Raw genomic sequence first — 16924 nt, 5'->3', positions numbered from 1 at the left:
ACTCTGTCCGATAGAAAGAGAAAAGGCCCCATACGGGGCCTTCTCTCTTTAGCAACTGGCGCGATCAGTGGCTGACGGCGCGCATGCTGTTCTGGCGGCTGGACTCGTACTGGTTCTTGTCCATCGGCTTGGCGTTCGGGTTGCCGAGGTCTTCCATGGCCAGGCGGTGGGTTTCCGGTGCCACGTAGGCGGCCAGGGCGCACACGCAGGTGATGAGGAAGGCCAGGCTGCCGATCACCACCGGGATGTTGTCCGAACCGGGCGGGGCGACGGCGGCGAACAGAGCCGGCAGCATGGCGGTGAGCATGGTGCCGATGTTCTGTGCAATGGCCATGGCCGATACGCGGTAGCGGGTCTGGAACAGCTCCGGGTAGAAGCTCGGGAATACCGCGTTGTAGCCCTGGTAGACCATGCCCCACATCAGGATCGAGGTGGCGAAGGCCAGCGGCACGTTCTGGATGCTGATGGCGTAGAGGTAGACGAAGGCCAGGAGGCCGGAGCCCAGGCAGCCGGCGATCATGGTCGGGCGACGGCCGATCTTGTCGGAGAGGTTGCCGACGAAGGGGATGACCAGTACGGCGACGATGTTGCCCACCACCGGAATCCACAGGTAGACGCTCTTGTCGAAGCCGATGCCGTAGGCCGGCTGCACCGCGTAAGCGGCACCGAAGATGGTGGCCACCACCGGGATCACGTTCATCAGGGCCATGAACATCACCAGCACCATGCACTTCCAGCTGTGGCGGAAGGCTTCGGTTACAGGCGACTTGGCGACTTTCTGCTGGTTCTCTTCATTGACGAAGGCCGGGGTCTCATGGACTTCGCGACGGATGATGAAGCCGGCCACCAGGACGAAGGCGCTCATCAGGAACGGAATCCGCCAGCCCCATTCGTTGAAGGCCTCACTCGGCATGAAGTAGGCCAGCGGCAGGAACACGGCAGCCGCCATCACCTGGCCGGCCTGTACGCCTTGCAGGGTGAAGCTGGCGTAGTAGCCACGCCGCCCGAATGGCGCATGTTCGAGGATCATCGAGCTGGCACCGGAAATCTCACCGGCCACGGCGAAGCCCTGGACCAGGCGCAGCAGCACCAGCAGCACCGGCGCGAGCATGCCGATGTCGTGGTAGGTCGGCAGCAGGCCGACGGCCATGGTGGAGAGCCCCATCAGGAACATGCACAGCAGCAGCACATTCTTGCGACCGCGGGTGTCACCCCAGTGGCCCAGCACGAAGGCGCCTACCGGGCGGGCCAGGTAGCCGACGCCGTAGGTGGCCAGCGAGGCGATGATGGCCATTTTCGGATCGGTGTTGGGGAAGAAGATCTGCGGGAAGATCAGGGCTGCCGCCTGGGCATAGATGAAGAAGTCGTAGTACTCCAGGGCGGAGCCTATCCATCCGCTGGCAGTTGCTTTCTTGGCTTGGGAGCTGGAGGTGGTGGCCATCGATGTCTCCGTTGTTTTTGTTAGGTAGCCGGACGCACATCCCATCGGCGCGGGGCCTGGCTGGAATGTGTGCACGCTGGCGCGGCGCTGCTCGTGGGGAGCTGGCCGGTTATCGCCGTCCGAGTTGTGTCAGGGAGTCAGTTCAGAGTGGCGACGATCGCGTCGCACTCGATCTGGGGGCCGTGGCATGCCGGCTGTAGGAGGGGGCTTCAATCAGGTAGCTGGTGATGTGCATGAGCTGTTACCCGTTTCTTGAAATTGTTATGTCGTGACACTTGGTTGCCATCGCAGGGCCTGCCGGGTGACTGGGCTGGGCAGTGATGCCACCCGGTGGGTTGCCTGCAACATGGGGTTCATGTTGCGCAGTGATCGAAAAAGCGTCAATTCGATAACCGGCCTTCTGTTCGCTGATCGAACACAAAACTAACTGGTTCGTACATATTGAATTGATGGGCTGACTTTACGCGCGAATAATCGATCCAGCTACGAAAACAAGCCGTGCGGGTGGCTTTTTGTGGGGGCGAATTCATTCGCTGACCGGACCGAAGGTTCGGCATCTCGATGACGGCAGCTGCGCTGCCGATAGCGAATGAATTCGCCCCCACAGGTGAACTGCCGCCCTGCCTGACCCCGCCGATGACCGCAGAGCCGGCGCCCACCCACCAGGAGCTGAAGCATGCAGCGTTCCATTGCCACCGTCTCCCTGAGCGGTACCCTGCCGGAAAAACTCGAGGCCATCGCCGCCGCCGGCTTTGACGGCGTCGAGATCTTCGAGAACGACCTCCTTTACTACGCCGGCAGCCCCCGCGAAATCCGCCAGATGTGCGCGGACCTCGGCATCGCCATCACCCTGTTCCAGCCGTTCCGTGATTTCGAAGGCTGCCGCCGCGACCGCCTGCAGAAGAACCTCGACCGCGCCGAACGCAAGTTCGACCTGATGCAGGAGCTCGGTACCGACCTGGTGCTGGTGTGCAGCAACGTCCAGCCCGATGCACTGCCGGACGAGGAAATTCTGGTCGACGACCTGCGCCTGCTGGCCGAACGCGCCGGCGCGCGTAACCTGCGTATCGGTTACGAGGCTCTGGCCTGGGGCCGTCATGTGAACAGCTGGCAGCAGGTCTGGAATCTGGTGCGCCAGGCCGATCATCCGGCTCTGGGCGTATTGCTGGACAGCTTCCACACCCTGTCGATCAAGGGCGATCCGAGCGGTATCGCTGAGATTCCGGGCGACAAGATCTTCTTCGTGCAGATGGCCGACGCGCCCCTGCTGGCCATGGACGTGCTGGAATGGAGCCGGCATTTCCGTTGCTTCCCCGGCCAGGGCGAGTTCGATCTGGCGGGCTTCCTCGCGCCCATCATCCGCAGCGGCTACACCGGCCCGCTGTCCCTGGAAATCTTCAACGACGGCTTCCGCGCCGCGCCACCCCGTGCAAATGCCGCCGATGGCCTGCGCTCCTTGCTCTATCTCGAAGAAAAGACCCGCAAGCTGCTGGAAAAAGACGCAACTCCCCCAGCCAACCGGGACATCCTCTTCGCGCCACCGCCGGCCAGCCGCTACGACGGCGTGGAGTTCCTCGAGTTCGCCGTGGACGAGAACCAGGGCGCGAAGCTGGCCGGCTGGCTGGAGCGCCTGGGCTTCGCCCGCGCCGGCAAGCACCGCTCCAAGGACGTGAGCCTGCTGCGCCAGGGCGACATCAATATCGTGCTGAACGCCGAACCCTATTCGTTCGCCCATGGCTACTTCGAGGCCCACGGCCCGTCGCTGTGCGCCACCGCGTTGCGGGTCAAGGACAGCGCGAGCGCCCTGGAGCGTGCCCGCGAATTCAAGGGCCAGCCCTATCGTGGCCTGGTCGGCCCGAACGAACGCGAGATTCCCGCCGTGCGCGCGCCGGATGGCAGCCTCATCTATCTGGTGGAGCAGGCCCAGGCCGGGCAGACCATCTATGACAGCGACTTCGTCCTCGACGCGGGCGCCGCGCAGACTGGTCAGCTCGACCGCATCGACCACATGGCGCTGGCGCTGCCGGCCGATGGCCTGGACAGCTGGGTGCTGTTCTATAAGAGCGTGCTGGATTTCGAGGCCGACGACGAAGTGGTGCTGCCGGACCCGTACGGGCTGGTGAAGAGCCGTGCCATCCGCAGCCGCTGCAGCAGCATCCGCCTGCCGCTGAACATCTCGGAGAACCGCAACACGGCCATCTCCCACGCGCTGTCCAGCTACCGCGGCTCGGGCGCACACCACATCGCCTTCTCCTGCGAGGACATCTTTGCCGAGGTGAGTCGCGCCAAGGACGCCGGCGTGCCGCTCCTGGATATCCCGCTGAACTACTACGACGACCTGGCCGCGCGCTTTGACTTCGACGACGAGTTCCTCAGCGAGCTGGCGTACTACAACGTGCTGTATGACCGTGACGCCCAGGGTGGCGAGCTGTTCCACGTCTACACCGAGCCGTTCGAGGGGCGCTTCTTCTTCGAAATCCTCCAGCGCAAGAACGGCTACGCTGGCTACGGCGCGGCCAACGTCGCGGTGCGCCTGGCGGCCATGGCCAAGGCGCGCAGCGGCGCCCTGGCCAAGGCCAAGCTGTAGACCGCGTGGAAGCCTGGCGCCACGTCCGCGCCAGGCTTCCTTACGGCCGCTGCCCAGCCCATAATCGACCCAGTTTCCGCTGGCCGTGAGCCCAAAATGACAATAACTGCCGAAGTCCAAGACCTGCCCGCAGAGGCCCCTCGTAAAGGGCGCAAGAACAACCCGGAGAAAACCCGAGAGAACATCCTTCAGGCGGCCATCACCGAATTCGTCCAGCAGGGCCTTTCCGGCGCCCGCGTGGACGCCATCGCCGAGCGCATGCACACCTCCAAGCGGATGATCTACTACTACTTCGGCAGCAAGGAGCAGCTCTACGTCGAGGTGCTGGAAAAGCTCTACGGCGATATCCGCAGCACCGAAGGCAAACTCCACCTGGCCGAACTGGAACCCCGCGAAGCGATCCGCCGCCTGGTGGAATTCACCTTCGACCACCACGACCGTAACGTGGACTTCGTGCGCATCGTCAGCATCGAGAACATCCACCACGGCGAGTACGTGAAGCAGTCCAAGGCCATCCGCTCCATGAGCACCACCATCCTCGATGCCCTCGGTGAAATCCTCCGCCGTGGCGAAGCCGAAGGCCTGTTCCGTCCGGGCCTGGACGCACTCGACCTGCACCTGTTGATCAGCTCCTTCTGCTTCTACCGCGTCTCCAACCGCAACACCTTCGGCGAGATCTTCCAAATTGATCTGGTGGACGAGCAGATCAAGGCGCGGCACAAGGAGATGATCTGCGAGTCTGTCCTGCGCTTCTTGCAGGCGTGACCTCCTGACGAGCCAGGTCCAGCCCGGCGAGGTAACCGAAGGTCATGCCCGGCCCCAGGGTGATTCCGCCACTGGGGTAACGCCCACCCATCACGCTCGCCATATCGTTGCCCACCACATAGAGACCGGGGATGATTTCGCCCCGGTCATCCAGCGCCCGTGCAGACGCATCGGTGCGCAGTCCGGCGAAGGTGCCCAGGCTGCCGGGTACCAGTTTCAGCGCATAGAAGGGGCCTTTGGCCAGTGCGCCCAGCGACGGGTTAGGTCCGTGCAAGGGTTCGCCCTGCGCCTGGTTGTAAGCCGAGGCGCCGCGCTGGAATTCCGGGTCTATCCCCCGTTCTGCATCGGCGTTGAACGCGGCCACCGTGGCTTGCAGTCGTTCCCCGTCGATTCCGCAAAGACGGGCCAGTTCTGCAAGGCTGGCCGCCTTCTTCAGGTAACCGTTACGCACGTAGCGTCCCGTCGGGAACGGAAAAGGGCGCGCCCAGCCGATGCCGTAGCGGCGTTGTGCACGGTGGTCGCAGACCAGCCAGGCGGCGGGTTCTTCCCCGGCCGGGGTGGTGCGGAACAAGGCATTCATGAAGTCGTGATAGGAGTCGGCCTCGTTGGTGAAGCGCCGGCCATGACGCGTCACGGCGATGAACCCCGGCTTGGCCCGCTCCATCAGGTGGGGGAAGCCGCTGAAGCGGCCATCGCTTCGGGGCACGCGTGACACCGGCGCCCAGGCCGCTGGGCTCGACAGGTCTTCCGCCACCTGCGCCCCCACGGTTTCGCCCAGGCGCAGACCGTCGCCGGTATTGGTGTCCGGTGCGGCGGAGAGATGCTCGTGGCCGAACAGCCTGGCAGTGCGCAAGCGGTCATGGGGAAAACCACCGCAGGCCAGTACCACGCCCCGACGCGCCAGCACCTTGAAGTTACGGCCATCCTGCATCAGCTCCGCACCCACGACGCGTTGGCCATCCTGCAGAAGCTGCGTGGCGGCGGCCACGGTTTCCAGGCTCACGCCGAGGTCGAGGGCGCTGCGCAACAGCCGCGCCACCAGGGCATTGCCGTTGACCAGATGCAGACCACGGCCATGCAGCAGGCGATCGCGCCAATGCCGCAGCAGGCGTCCGGCGACATACAGGGCCGAGCGCGGCGAGCGGCTGGCATTGAGGAAGTGCGCGAGGTCGGCGCCGCCGGCGATGCCCATGTCGCCCAGGCTGATCAGATCCAGCGGTGGACGCAGCGCTTGGAGCCAGGGGCCGAGCTGGCGACCGTCGAAGGGCAGGGCGCAGAGGGAGCGGCCGCCGCGCGCGGCACCAGGGGAGTCGTGCATGTCCGGCATACGGCTACCGGACTGGAACTGCACCTGGGTGTAGCGCTGGAAGAACTCGACCATCTCCGGCCCGTGGCGCAGAAAGGCCCGTTGGCGCCCATCCAGCGCATCGACGCCCAGTTCGGCGCGCAGGTAAGTCTCGACGGCTTGTTCGCTGTCCTCGATACCTTCGGCCCGGGCCAGCGGGTTGCGCGGTATCCATAGCCAGCCGCCGGACCAGGCGCTGGTGCCGCCGAGCTGGTCGGTCTTTTCCGCCACCAGCACATCGAGGCCCTGATGGGCGGTGGTGACCGCCGCCGCCAGGCCCGAGGCGCCGGAGCCGATCACCAGCACATCGCAGTGACGCTCGTTCGCCGTGTTCATTGCAGGGGAGAGAAACCGGTGGGGCGCATCAGGCGCGACTCCAGATGCACCACGGCGTCCAGTTCCTTGTTCAGCCGGCCGAATTCGGCCCATCGCGGGTCCGCAGCCATCTTCGCGCGGCGTTCGATGCGGTCGTCGAGGCTCTCGTAGGCCCAGATGTGCACCACCTGGTTGGCTTCGCCGAATTCGGTGGTAAAGAAGCCCACCAGTTGGCCGAGGTGCTCGGTCTGTAGTTCCAGGCAATGGCTGCGGTAGAGGGCCAGCCAGTCGGCCATTTTGGTGGGCTTGAGGGTGTAGGTGCGCAGTTCGTAATACATGGTGATTGCCTCAGGCGTTGGATTGCAGGTGTTCGGCGGCATGGCTTGCGGCGAGGTAGCCGAAGGTCAGGCCCGGGCCCAGGGTGATTCCGGGGCCGGGGTAGGTGCCGTCCATGATCGAGTTCATGTCGTTACCGGCGGCGTACAGGCCGGCGATGGGCTGGCCCTGATGGTCCAGCACGCGGGCCGTGGCGTCGGTGACCAGGCCGCGTGCCGAGCCCAGGTCTCCGGTGTGTACACGCACTGCGTACCAGGGGGCGCGAGTCAGCGGCGCCAGGCAGGGGTTGGGCTTGTGGTGTGGGTCGCCGAGGGACTGGTTGTAGCGGGTGGCGCCCTTGCCGAACTGGCTGTCCTGCCCACTGCGAGCATCCTCGTTGTGGCGCGCCAGCGTTGCGGCAAGGCCCTGCGGATCGACGCCAATGACGCGGGCCAGCCCTTCGGCCGAGTCGGCGCGGAACAGGTAGCCGGCTTCTATCAGACCGCTGTTGTCCACGGGGTTCGGCCGAGCCAGGCCCATGCCGTAGCGGCCCATGGCCTCGGCGTCACAGATCAGCCAGCAGGTGGCGATGCCTTCCTGGTGCATGGCCTGGACGAAGCTGTGGTAGGAGTTGGCTTCGTTGGTGAAGCGTTGCCCGGCGCCGTTCACCGCAATGATTCCCGGCTTGGCGCGGTCGGTGACCAGGTGGGGGAAATGCTCGATTTCGCCGTTGGGCCGGCGCAATTTCGATACCGGCGCCCAGAAGAAGTTGGCCGCCATGCTCGCTCCGGTTGCGGCATTCACTTCGGCGCCCAGGCGTAGCGCAGCACCGTCGTTGGTGGTGGGGGACATGGTCAGGTGTTCGCTGCCGGCATCCGGGCGAAAGCGGGCGGCCAACTTTCCGGCAGCGAATCCGCCCATGGCGCAGACCACACCACCTCGGCTGCGCACTTCGACTGGGCGGCCATCCTTGAGCAGGCGAACGCCGACAACTCGGCCTGATTCGATCACCAGCGACTCGGCGCTGGTCCGCAACCAGAGGTCCACGCCTTTTTCGAAGGCCGTGGTAGCCAGCCGCGCGATCATCGCGTTGCCCACGGTCAGGCGGGTGCCGCGTTCATGGCTGAGACGGTCCAGGCCGTAGCGGGCCATCAGTTTCAGGCAATGCCAGAGGGACCGGGGCGAGCGGCGGAAACTGAGGAAGTGCTGGATATCGACGCGGTTCACCATCATGCCGCCGAACAGCAGCATGCCTTCGGGCGGGCAGCGCAGGTCCTTGAAGCGCGCGCCCAGGTGGCGCCCGTCGTACTCCAGCATTTCCAGGGCGCGTCCCCGGTCGGTGGCGCCGTCTTCCAGCGGGTAGTAGTCCGGCGAGAAGGGACGCAGGGCGTAGGCCAGCTCGGTGTGTTGTTCGAGAAAGCGCAGCGCCTCGCGACCCTTGCTGATAAAGGCGTCCACCAGGTCGGGCCGATAGCCGGGGCCGATGGTCTTCTTCAGGTAGGTGCGGATGGCTTCCGGGCTGTCCTGGACGCCGGCGGCCCTTGCCTGGTCGCTATCGAAGATCCACACGGCGCCGCCGGAGATGGCCGAGGTGCCGCCGAACTGCGGCGCTTTCTCCAGCATCAGCACGCTGAGGCCCTTGCAGGCGGCGGTGGTGGCTGCGGCAAAAGCGGCGGCACCGCTGCCCAGCACCACCAGGTCCCAGGTGCCCGCGAGGTTTTCGGGGGCTTGTGTCTGCACGACAGAGTTCATGGGCGGCTCCTCAGGCGTCCTGCGGCATCACGCCCATGTGGGCGCCAAGGTTGCCCATCTGTGCGCGGGCCATTTCCGGACCAGTCTGGATGCGGCAGCCCAGGCTCCGGGCGAGTTCCAGCAAGGGCGTTACCACCGGGCTCGTCACCACGTCGGCCACCAGGGCGTCAGGAGAAAGGGTTTCCAGCAGCACGCCGGGCAAGGGCATTTCACCGGTTCCGCCCATGCCCACAGGCGTGGCGTTCGCCACCAGGTCGAAGGCACCCAGGCTTTCGTATTGGTTGCCGATGTCGATCTGGGGGAACGCCTGGCTCAGGCGTTCGGCCAGGGCTTCGGCGCGGGGCTCGTCGAGGTCGGCGATCACCAACTGGCGCACGCCGCCTTCGCACAGCGAGTAGGCGATGGCCGCACCGACGCCGCCGGAGCCCACCACCAGCGCACGGCGTCCGTCCGGCTGGAAGCCGTGGGAGCGGGCGGCCTTGAGGAAGCCCTCGCCATCGACGTTGTCGCCCAGCAGGCGGCCGTTGGCCTCGCGGCGGATCACGTTCACCGAACCCAGGGCAGCGGCGCGGGGGCTGAGCTGGTCGAGCAGGCTGGCGAGCACTTGTTTGTAGGGCACGGTGACGACACAGCCACGCAGGTTCTTCCAGCCGCGCAGGGACTGGATGAAGGTGGCGAGATTCTGCTCGGCCATGTCCACGGCGATCATCGCCAGGTCCTGGCCGTTCTCGGTGAACCAGGCGTTGAAGTTTTCCGGCGATTTCACCTGGGCGATGGGGCTGCCGATGATGGCCACCAGCGCGGTCGAACCACGGATCATGCTGATCTCCTGGGCTTGTTGTTGTGCCGGCAGTATTGCCAGCGCCCAGGAAGCGGCCAATGAAACAGAAGGGCATTTAGGTTGTTTATCGCAACGACGCTGCGATAATCGCAGTCTTTGGCGAAATCAACGGAGTGAAGGAATGAAGACGCCGGTCATTCACCAGCGAGACCTGATTGCCGGACTGCAGAAAGGCCTGGCGCTGATGCAGCTGTTCAGCGTCGACCACCCGCGCCTCAGCGTGCCGGAAGCGGCGGCCATGTCCGGGATGACGTCCAGCGCAGCGCGACGTTTCCTGCTGACCCTGGTGCACGAAGGCTTCGCCGAAACTGATGGGCGCCATTACTGGCTGACCGCCAAGGCCTTGCGCATCGGCCAGGCCTATGTGGACTCGGCGCAATTGCCGCGCATGCTGCGGCCCATCGTCGAGCAGGTGGCGCGGACCACCCAGGAGCACGTCTCGGTAGGGCTGCGCGACGGCGATGACATCGTGCATATCGTCCGCAGCCGCTACAGCCACATCGCCTCGCTATCGATCCGCCCCGGCTCGCGGATGCCGATGTACTGCACGGCCAGCGGACGTATCTGGCTGGCAGCGTTTTCCGAAGGGGAACTGGAGGCTTATTTCTCGCGGGTCGCGCTTCGCCAGCTGACGCCTTTCACGCGCACCGGTATCGACGAGCTGAAGGCGGAATTGAAGAAGGTCGCGGCCCAGGGCTTCGCCGTGGTGGACCAGGAATACGAGGCGGGCATGTGCGTGCTGGGCGTGCCGCTGACCAATCGCAAGGGTGAACTGAAGGCCAGTCTCACCATCACCACCCACGCTTCACGGATGAGCGGCGACGAGATGCGACAGCGTTACCTGATGCCGCTGTACGAGGCGCAGGCGCTACTCAAACCGGTGCTGGATTGATGCCTTGTAGGGGCGAATTCATTCGCTGTGTATTGCCAGTAGGAGCTGGCTTGCCAGCGAATGGCCCCTTTTCGCTAGCAAGCTAGCTCCTACAAGGCACCTGGACCGATGGTCGATCTCTGGCAACAGCTAACGCAGACATAGCCAATTCATTCGCCGAGGGAGGCGCAGCCGCCCCCTATCTGGTGGCCGGACCTGCGGCCCGGTTGGCGACTGAAGTCGCCCGTACAGTGGGAATGATGCTCGGTTCGAATCAGCCATTCATACTGGCGAAGTGCGCCATCATCCGCTCGGCATCGGCGCTGCGGCCGCTGATCAGCTCGAAGGCTTTCACGGCCTGGAACACCGCCATGGTGCCGCCGTCCAGGGTGCAGCAGCCGATGGCGCGGGCATCGCGCAGCAGTTCGGTTTCCAACGGGAAGTAGATAATCTCCGCCACCCACAGCTCGGGGCGCAGCAGCTCAGCCGGCACCGGAGTGCCGGGCAGCTTGGCCATGCCGATGGGCGTGGTGTTCACCAAGCCGTCAGCCTCGGCCATGGCGTTGGGCAGGTCCGTACCAAGGGCGGCACGACCGGCACCGAAATTCGCGTTGAGGCTGTCCACCAGGGCCTGACCGCGAACGGCGTCCACTTCGAACAGGGTTAGGCGCTCGACGCCTTCTGCAAGCAGGGCATGGGCCACGGCGGAACCCGCGCCACCGGCGCCCATCTGCACCACCTGGCGGCGCTGAACGTCTGGCAGGCCACGGCGGAAACCTTCGCCGAAGCCCAGGCAATCAGTGTTGTGGCCGACACGCTTGCCGTCCTTGAGCACCACGGTGTTCACCGCGCCGATACCGGAAGCTTCGGGCGAGAGTTCGTCCAGCAGCGGGATGATCGCCTGCTTGCAGGGGAAGGTGATGTTCAGCCCGGTGTAGCCCATGTGCTCGGCGGCGCTGAGCAGGTCGGGGAGGGCGCTGATGTCGAGTTTCAGCTGGTCGAGGTCGATCAACCGATAGAGGTAGCGGATGCCCTGGGCGTCGCCTTCATGCTCGTGCATGGCGGGCGTGCGGGAAGCCTGGATACCCGCGCCGATCAGGCCGGCAAGGATGGATTGATTGTGTTGGGACATGGCGCTCAACCCCTGGAGAACAGTTGGCCGAGGTGCTGCAAAGCCAGGCTGTAGCCCTGGCTGCCGAGGCCGCAGATCACACCGACGGCGATGGCGGAAACGAAGGAGTGATGACGGAATTCCTCGCGCTTGTGCACGTTGGAAAGGTGCACCTCGATCACCGGCAGCTCGCTGGCTACCAGGGCATCACGAAGGGCGACCGAGGTGTGGGTCCAGGCGGCGGGGTTGATGACGATGCCGGCGCAACGACCGCGAGCCTGGTGGATCCAGTCGATCAGCTCGCCTTCATGGTTGGTCTGGCGGAAGTCCACCTCGAAACCCAGGCCGGCGGCAGTGCGACTGCACTGGGCGGCGATGTCGGCGAGGGTTTCGTGGCCATAGGTGGCGGGTTCGCGGGTGCCGAGCATATTGAGGTTCGGACCGTTGAGAACCAGGACGGTGCGGGTCATTACAGCGGTATCTCCATTGTTGTTCTGGCTCCGTCCGGATAGCCGGAGCGGGATGACAATGAAAATGTACTAACCAGTTAATTACGTCAATTTGTCGCTCGGGGTTTTGTGCGGTAATCGGACGGGTAAAGCGATAATGACCATGCCAGGACGGTGGCAACCGACAGGGGAATTCTGGCTACCATGGCGCACCCGGTCCGAGATGGCTGGGTCTGACGATCACCCGCAAGGAGCACAAGGCCGTGTTCGAGCCCTACCTGACGAAATGGAACCTGCAACCCGACGGCGAGCCCATCCGTACGCCCGGCAGCGATCTGCTGCCCGTACGGTTCGACGGATTGCCGGCGATGTTGAAGATCGCCCGGGACAGTGAAGAGAAAGTAGGCGCGCAGGTGATGCGCTGGTGGGATGGCGAAGGCGCGGCGCAGGTCTATCGGCTCGAGGGCGATGCCTTATTGATGGAGCGGGCAACCGGCCCCGGATCGCTGATACGCATGGCCCTGGAGGGACAAGACGACGAGGCCTGCCGGATCGCCTGCGCCACCATTGCCCGGCTGCATGCACCGAGGCCGACCCCAGCGCCGGAGCTGGCCACCCTGGAAGAATGGTTCCGTTCGTTGTGGCCGGCGGCGCGGCAACGGGGAGGGCTGTTCGCCGAAGCTGCCGGTGTCGCCCGCGAACTACTGGGTTCCCAGCGCGAAGTGGTGGTGCTGCATGGCGACATCCACCACGAGAACGTGCTGGATTTCGGCGCGCGCGGCTGGCTGGCCATCGACCCGAAACGAGTGATCGGTGATCGCGGTTACGACTACGCGAACATGATCTGCAATCCCGAGCTGCCCACCGTGACCCGTCCCGAGCGCTTCGCCCGTCAGGTGGCGGTGATCGCCGAAGCCTCCGGTTTGGGGCGGGAGCGGCTGCTGCGCTGGGTGCTGGCCTATGCGGGGCTCTCCGCCGCCTGGTTCCTGGAGGATGGGGATGCCACATCCGCAGAGTCGGACTTGGCTGTGGCGCGATTGGCGATCGAGGCACTTGGTAGCTGAACGCGAAATTCGCTCCCACAGAAACACCGGCACTCCACTCTGTGGGGGCGATTTCAATCGCAATGGGATGCGCAGCATCCCCCGACAGCATCGACAGCCGGACCTGCGGCCCGGTTAGCGAATGAATTCGCCCCCACAAAGAGCTGACACTCCGTAAAGGCCTATCGCCGCTTCAGCATGTCCTGGATCTCCTGGGTGGCGACTCGGGTTCGGCGGGCCAGGTTCTTCACTTCGTCCGCCACCACCGAGAAGCCCCGCCCGACTTCCCCGGCGCGGGCCGCTTCGATGGCTGCGTTGAGGGCCAGCAGGTTGGTCTGGTCGGCGATGGCCTTGATCACGCCCACCACCTGGGCGATCTGGTCGTAGGTGGCTTGCATCGCCGCCTGTTCCCGTTGGCGCGCGGCTTCGGCCTGCTTCTCATCGCTGATGTCGCGTACCGCGCCGGTCACTCTCAGCAGCACACCACGCTCGTCCCGCAGGCAGCGGGCCCGTTCACGGAACCAGATATCGCCACGGGTCTTGTGGCGCATGCGGTACTCGGCCACGTAGGAAGCGTCTGGCGAAGGATCGCGGACCAGCTCGCCGAAGTGCCGCATCACCACCTTCAGGTCATCCGCGTTGGTGATCTGGTTGTAGCTGTCCCAGCCATCGGGCAGTTCGCTGCGGCTATGGCCGACCAGCGCGCAGAACTGCTCGGACCAGCGTATGCGGCTTTGCGGATGGTCCGGGTCGCCGTTTGCCACCAGCAGGTCCCAGCTGCCTTCGGTGAGGGTCTGGCGGGTCAGCTCCCAGGCGCGCTGTTCCTGGTCCCAGCCCGCGAGGCGCTGTTGCTGTTCACCCAGGAGCTGGCGCGCGGCGTCGAGCTGAGCCTGGAGCAGCACCTGCTGGTCGAGGCCGACATCGAGCTGACGCTGCAGGGTGGTGAATTCTTCTTCCGTGCAGGGCGGCGGTTCGTGGTTGTCGAGCGCCGCGCGCTGTTGCCGCCAGGCCAGTTGCAGGCGTTCCAGCGACTGGCGCAGCGAGGGGTGAACGGCCAACTGCCCACTGGGCTCGATGGGCTGGCCGTTGAGCAGGCGGGCGATCCATTCGGACAGCTGCGGCACCAGCCGCGCGGATTCAGTCTGGAACCACATGGTCAGTTCTCGATGGGGTTGATTCAGATCCAGCGGCGGTCGCGGGTAAAGGCGATCGCCAGCCAGCGGTTGGGGCCTTCACGGCCAATGGCGGCGGCAATCTCAGCGCGCAAGGCGTCCAGCTCGGAAACGCGCCAGCGGTCCATGGCCTCGGGCAGCACGATCTGGATTTCCACGAACAGCCCCCGGCCAATCTGGGCCACGGAATGGGAGCTGCACTCGAAGCCATAGCGCCGCGTCATGCCCGTCATAAGCCCGGTGATTTCCTCGTCCAGTGACTCGGGGGTGATTCGCAGGACCTGCTTCACCGCTTTCACCACGGTGCGCAGCGGGCCGGGGATCAGCAGCAGGGAGAGCAGGGCGAGGATGGCCGGATCGATATAGGGCGTGAGCCATTGCCAGGGCGTGCCTTGCAGGGCGAACCCCGTGGCAAAGGCCAGCAGCAGTGCGGCGGTGATCAGGGTGGAAATCAGCCAGCTCTGGATGTCGAGTTGGATCAATTCGGACTTCAGGCTGCGGTTGCGACGCCGCTGGTAGCCGAGCATCAGGGCCGAACAGGCCAGGGTGATCAGGGCGTAGATCAGCGCCGCGTCGAAGGCCAGCGCATGCCCGCCGCGCAACAGTCCGCTGACCGAGTTGATCAGCGCATAGACGCACAGCAGCACCAGTACGCTGCCGTTGAGCGCCAGTACCAGCGGTTCGAAATGCCAGTAACCCTGCTGGAACCGCCGGCCCGGTTGCTTCACCAGAAGCCGCGAGACCATCAGCGACAGCATCGCCATGCAGGAGTCGATGGCGTTGAACAGCCCATCGAAGACGATGGACTGCGAGCCGGCCCAGAGACCGAAGGTGATGCCGCCACAGGCCACCAGGGCGGTGGCCAGGATCGACACCTTGAGCACGTGTTGTTCGATCCCGGCCATCCCGAGATGCCTCCTTCAAAGGTCCAGGGTGAGGGTCGGGGTCCGTGCGCGGGAGACGCAGACCATCATGACGTTGTTGCGCTCGCGCTCGGCGTCCGTCAGCAGCATGTCGCGGTGATCGATTTCACCGGCCAGTACGCGGGTTTCGCACATGCCGCACACGCCCTGTTCACAGGAGGACGACACGTTGCAGCCGGCTTCGCGCAGGGCCTGCATGACCGAAAGCTCGTCCGGCACCACGACTTCGCGACCGCTGCGGGCGAGGATCAGCGTCAGGCCCTGGCCATTGCCGGCACAGGGCGCGGGCGCTGCCGGGGCGAAGCGCTCCAGATGCAGACGGTCGGCCAGGCCGTCCACTTTGAAGCGCTCGGTCAGCGCATCCAGCAACGGCGCCGGGCCACAGCTGTAGACATGACGACCGTCGGCTGCGCGGGCGGCAATTTCTTCCAGGTCCAGCAGCCCGGTTTCATCCGCCGGCTGGATGGATACGCGATCACCGCCGAGGGCCAGCAATTCATCGATGAAGGCCATGGAGCGCCGCGAACGACCGCCATAGATGAGCTGCCAGTCGGCACCGGCGCGCTGGACCTCGCGGGCCATGGCGAGGATCGGCGTGATGCCGATCCCCCCTGCAACGAAGAGGTAGCGCTGGCCAGCGGCGAGCGGGAAGGCATTGCGCGGGCCGCGAATGGCGATGCGTTGACCCACCCGCAGGTGCTCGTGCACTTCCCGCGAGCCGCCACGTCCCTTGGCTTCCAGCAATACGCCGATGGACAGCCGCGAGCGGTCGCGCGGGTCGCCCTGCAACGAGTACTGGCGCACCAGGCCGGAGGGCAGCAGCAGGTCGATGTGTGAGCCCGCGCTCCATTCCGGGAACGGGGTGCGCTCCGGTGTTTGCAGTTCGAGGGAGATCACGCCTTCGGCCTCCAGCCGCATGCAGGTGATCAGGACCTCGACCTGCCCGTTCACGACGCCACCTGCGGTGCCACCGGCTGGTTGGCGCGTTCGATGAACTCGCGGAAGGCACGGCGGTAGTTGAGGGTGAAGAGGTCGGCCGGTACCGAGTGCTCGACGAAGACGCCGTCCCAATCGATCTCGCGCGGCCAGATGCCGGCGGCGATGGGCATGTCTTCGAGGTAGACCATCTCCTCGATGCGCAGGCATTCCTCGAGACCCAGGCCTTTGTAGTCGCGCTCGTTGGCCACGCCCCAGAAAATCTTCACTTCGTCATAGGCCACCGGACTGGGGAAGCCGGCGACGATGCGCTTGCCGAGGCGCTCGTAGTCATAGGTGATGCTGGCCAGGCCCGGTGCGACGCAGTGGTAGAACATCATGCAGTCGCCATCGTTGGCCCAGTCGCCGTCGCCGGCATCCAGCGGACGCTGCATCCAGATATCCAGGCCTTCGCGCTTGACGTTCAGCGGCTCGACCACGTGCTTGCTGGGGCCCATGGAGACTTCGTGGACGAAGGGAAAGTGCGCCACGTCGCGGAAGTTCTCGATGGCCACGGCCACGCCGGTTGGGGATTCCAGCGGCGTGGCGGCCAGCCAGTCCAGCTCCAGATTGCTCCATTGCTCGGGGGCGTAGAGCTCGGTGGCGGGCTCTTCCAGCACGGTCCAGACATGGGCGAAGCGCTCGATGGCCGGGTAGGTCTTGATGGCCGCCTGGGGCGGAATCTTGCACTGGTCTTCCAGGGATGGGATGTGGCTGCACTTGCCGCTCTCGGCGCTGAACTGCCAGCCGTGGTAGGGGCAGGCGATGTTCTCGCCATGCACCTTGCCCAAGGCGAAGTCGGCGCCACGGTGCGGGCAGCGGGCGTCCTGCACCACCGCCTTGCCGGACTCGGTGCGGTACACCACCAGACGCTGCCCCAGCAGGGTGGCGGATTGCGGGGTGGCCAGGTCGGCCGAACGGGCGACCGGGAACCATTGGCGGCGCATGGCCTGTTCGGCGCGTTGGCGCTGGGGGAGTGCAGTAGTCATGGGTGAATCCTCACGGCGTAATTCTTGTTG

General features: G+C 65.3%; 15 protein-coding genes. 4 read left to right on the top strand and 11 right to left on the bottom strand.

The window, feature by feature from the left end:
- Positions 1-64 precede the first annotated feature (64 nt).
- On the bottom strand, positions 65-1441 hold the full coding sequence (locus E8F06_RS24115; protein ID WP_280371776.1) for an MFS transporter: 1377 nt from the start codon (positions 1439-1441) through the stop codon (positions 65-67).
- Between the two features lie 676 nt (positions 1442-2117).
- Here E8F06_RS24115 and quiC point away from each other — a divergent pair.
- Entirely contained in the window at positions 2118-4028 is a 1911-nt protein-coding gene (quiC, locus tag E8F06_RS24110; RefSeq protein ID WP_280371773.1) for a 3-dehydroshikimate dehydratase QuiC, read from the top strand.
- A gap of 96 nt (positions 4029-4124) precedes the next feature.
- Positions 4125-4793: a TetR family transcriptional regulator gene (locus tag E8F06_RS24105; protein WP_280371772.1), complete on the top strand. Its 669-nt coding sequence runs from the start codon at positions 4125-4127 to the stop codon at positions 4791-4793.
- Here the strand turns inward: E8F06_RS24105 and E8F06_RS24100 are convergent.
- From E8F06_RS24100 to E8F06_RS24085, 4 genes are read right to left on the bottom strand one after another with little or no spacing between them, the layout of a single operon-like run.
- Positions 4735-6474 carry an FAD-dependent oxidoreductase gene (locus tag E8F06_RS24100; protein WP_280371770.1) on the bottom strand — a complete coding sequence of 580 codons (1740 nt, stop codon included), beginning with the start codon at positions 6472-6474 and terminating at the stop codon, positions 4735-4737. The two genes, E8F06_RS24105 and E8F06_RS24100, sit on opposite strands and share 59 nt — an antisense overlap.
- Positions 6471-6791 carry an NIPSNAP family protein gene (locus E8F06_RS24095; protein ID WP_280371768.1) on the bottom strand — a complete coding sequence of 107 codons (321 nt, stop codon included), beginning with the start codon at positions 6789-6791 and terminating at the stop codon, positions 6471-6473. Before E8F06_RS24095 ends, E8F06_RS24100 begins: the two co-directional genes overlap by 4 nt.
- 10 nt (positions 6792-6801) lie before the next feature.
- Positions 6802-8520 (bottom strand): FAD-binding protein, encoded by a 1719-nt coding sequence (locus E8F06_RS24090; RefSeq protein WP_280371766.1) that lies wholly within the window; start codon positions 8518-8520, stop codon positions 6802-6804.
- 10 nt (positions 8521-8530) lie between these two features.
- The gene (locus tag E8F06_RS24085) at positions 8531-9340 is read right to left on the bottom strand and encodes a shikimate dehydrogenase (RefSeq protein WP_280371764.1); all 810 of its coding nucleotides are present in this window, start codon (positions 9338-9340) and stop codon (positions 8531-8533) included.
- Positions 9341-9482: 142 nt separating this feature from the next.
- On the opposite strand from E8F06_RS24085, the gene E8F06_RS24080 reads away from it, so the two are divergent.
- Entirely contained in the window at positions 9483-10253 is a 771-nt protein-coding gene (locus tag E8F06_RS24080; RefSeq protein ID WP_280371763.1) for an IclR family transcriptional regulator C-terminal domain-containing protein, read from the top strand.
- Between the two features lie 253 nt (positions 10254-10506).
- On the opposite strand, the gene E8F06_RS24075 is transcribed toward E8F06_RS24080, so the two are convergent.
- Together E8F06_RS24075 and aroQ are read right to left on the bottom strand one after the other, a co-directional pair.
- Entirely contained in the window at positions 10507-11364 is an 858-nt protein-coding gene (locus E8F06_RS24075; RefSeq protein ID WP_280371761.1) for a shikimate dehydrogenase, read from the bottom strand.
- Positions 11365-11369: 5 nt separating this feature from the next.
- A complete protein-coding gene (gene aroQ, locus E8F06_RS24070; RefSeq protein WP_280371760.1) occupies positions 11370-11813 on the bottom strand; it encodes a type II 3-dehydroquinate dehydratase in 444 nt (147 codons plus the stop codon).
- Positions 11814-12055: 242 nt separating this feature from the next.
- Between aroQ and E8F06_RS24065 the strand changes: the two genes are divergently transcribed.
- Positions 12056-12856: an aminoglycoside phosphotransferase family protein gene (locus tag E8F06_RS24065; protein ID WP_280371758.1), complete on the top strand. Its 801-nt coding sequence runs from the start codon at positions 12056-12058 to the stop codon at positions 12854-12856.
- Positions 12857-13017: 161 nt separating this feature from the next.
- Here the strand turns inward: E8F06_RS24065 and E8F06_RS24060 are convergent, their stop codons facing one another.
- From E8F06_RS24060 to E8F06_RS24045, 4 genes are read right to left on the bottom strand one after another with little or no spacing between them, the layout of a single operon-like run.
- Positions 13018-13989 carry a methyl-accepting chemotaxis protein gene (locus tag E8F06_RS24060; RefSeq protein WP_280371756.1) on the bottom strand — a complete coding sequence of 324 codons (972 nt, stop codon included), beginning with the start codon at positions 13987-13989 and terminating at the stop codon, positions 13018-13020.
- Positions 13990-14012: 23 nt separating this feature from the next.
- Positions 14013-14912, bottom strand: coding sequence for a cation transporter (locus tag E8F06_RS24055; protein WP_280371754.1), 900 nt, complete (start codon positions 14910-14912; stop codon positions 14013-14015).
- A 15-nt stretch (positions 14913-14927) separates the two neighbouring features.
- Positions 14928-15881: a PDR/VanB family oxidoreductase gene (locus tag E8F06_RS24050; RefSeq protein ID WP_280371752.1), complete on the bottom strand. Its 954-nt coding sequence runs from the start codon at positions 15879-15881 to the stop codon at positions 14928-14930.
- Complete coding sequence (locus tag E8F06_RS24045) at positions 15878-16894, bottom strand: Rieske 2Fe-2S domain-containing protein (protein WP_179058877.1); 1017 nt, start codon at positions 16892-16894, stop codon at positions 15878-15880. The genes E8F06_RS24050 and E8F06_RS24045 overlap by 4 nt, the downstream gene beginning before the upstream one ends.
- Positions 16895-16924 lie beyond the last annotated feature (30 nt).

It is taken from the genome of Pseudomonas sp. BN411 (assembly GCF_029871235.1).
Classification (GTDB): domain Bacteria; phylum Pseudomonadota; class Gammaproteobacteria; order Pseudomonadales; family Pseudomonadaceae; genus Metapseudomonas.
Note: the sequence above shows the minus strand (reverse complement) of the source record. Positions and strands in the feature narration are given on the sequence as shown.

Coding starts and splice junctions, on each gene's coding strand:
- E8F06_RS24090 (WP_280371766.1), bottom strand. CDS start 8,520: ATGAACTCTGTCGTGCAGACACAAGCCCCCGAAAACCTCGCGGGCACC.
- E8F06_RS24100 (WP_280371770.1), bottom strand. CDS start 6,474: ATGAACACGGCGAACGAGCGTCACTGCGATGTGCTGGTGATCGGCTCC.
- E8F06_RS24045 (WP_179058877.1), bottom strand. CDS start 16,894: ATGACTACTGCACTCCCCCAGCGCCAACGCGCCGAACAGGCCATGCGC.
- aroQ (WP_280371760.1), bottom strand. CDS start 11,813: ATGACCCGCACCGTCCTGGTTCTCAACGGTCCGAACCTCAATATGCTC.
- E8F06_RS24060 (WP_280371756.1), bottom strand. CDS start 13,989: ATGTGGTTCCAGACTGAATCCGCGCGGCTGGTGCCGCAGCTGTCCGAA.
- E8F06_RS24075 (WP_280371761.1), bottom strand. CDS start 11,364: ATGTCCCAACACAATCAATCCATCCTTGCCGGCCTGATCGGCGCGGGT.
- quiC (WP_280371773.1), top strand. CDS start 2,118: ATGCAGCGTTCCATTGCCACCGTCTCCCTGAGCGGTACCCTGCCGGAA.
- E8F06_RS24105 (WP_280371772.1), top strand. CDS start 4,125: ATGACAATAACTGCCGAAGTCCAAGACCTGCCCGCAGAGGCCCCTCGT.
- E8F06_RS24085 (WP_280371764.1), bottom strand. CDS start 9,340: ATGATCCGTGGTTCGACCGCGCTGGTGGCCATCATCGGCAGCCCCATC.
- E8F06_RS24115 (WP_280371776.1), bottom strand. CDS start 1,441: ATGGCCACCACCTCCAGCTCCCAAGCCAAGAAAGCAACTGCCAGCGGA.
- E8F06_RS24055 (WP_280371754.1), bottom strand. CDS start 14,912: ATGGCCGGGATCGAACAACACGTGCTCAAGGTGTCGATCCTGGCCACC.
- E8F06_RS24095 (WP_280371768.1), bottom strand. CDS start 6,791: ATGTATTACGAACTGCGCACCTACACCCTCAAGCCCACCAAAATGGCC.
- E8F06_RS24080 (WP_280371763.1), top strand. CDS start 9,483: ATGAAGACGCCGGTCATTCACCAGCGAGACCTGATTGCCGGACTGCAG.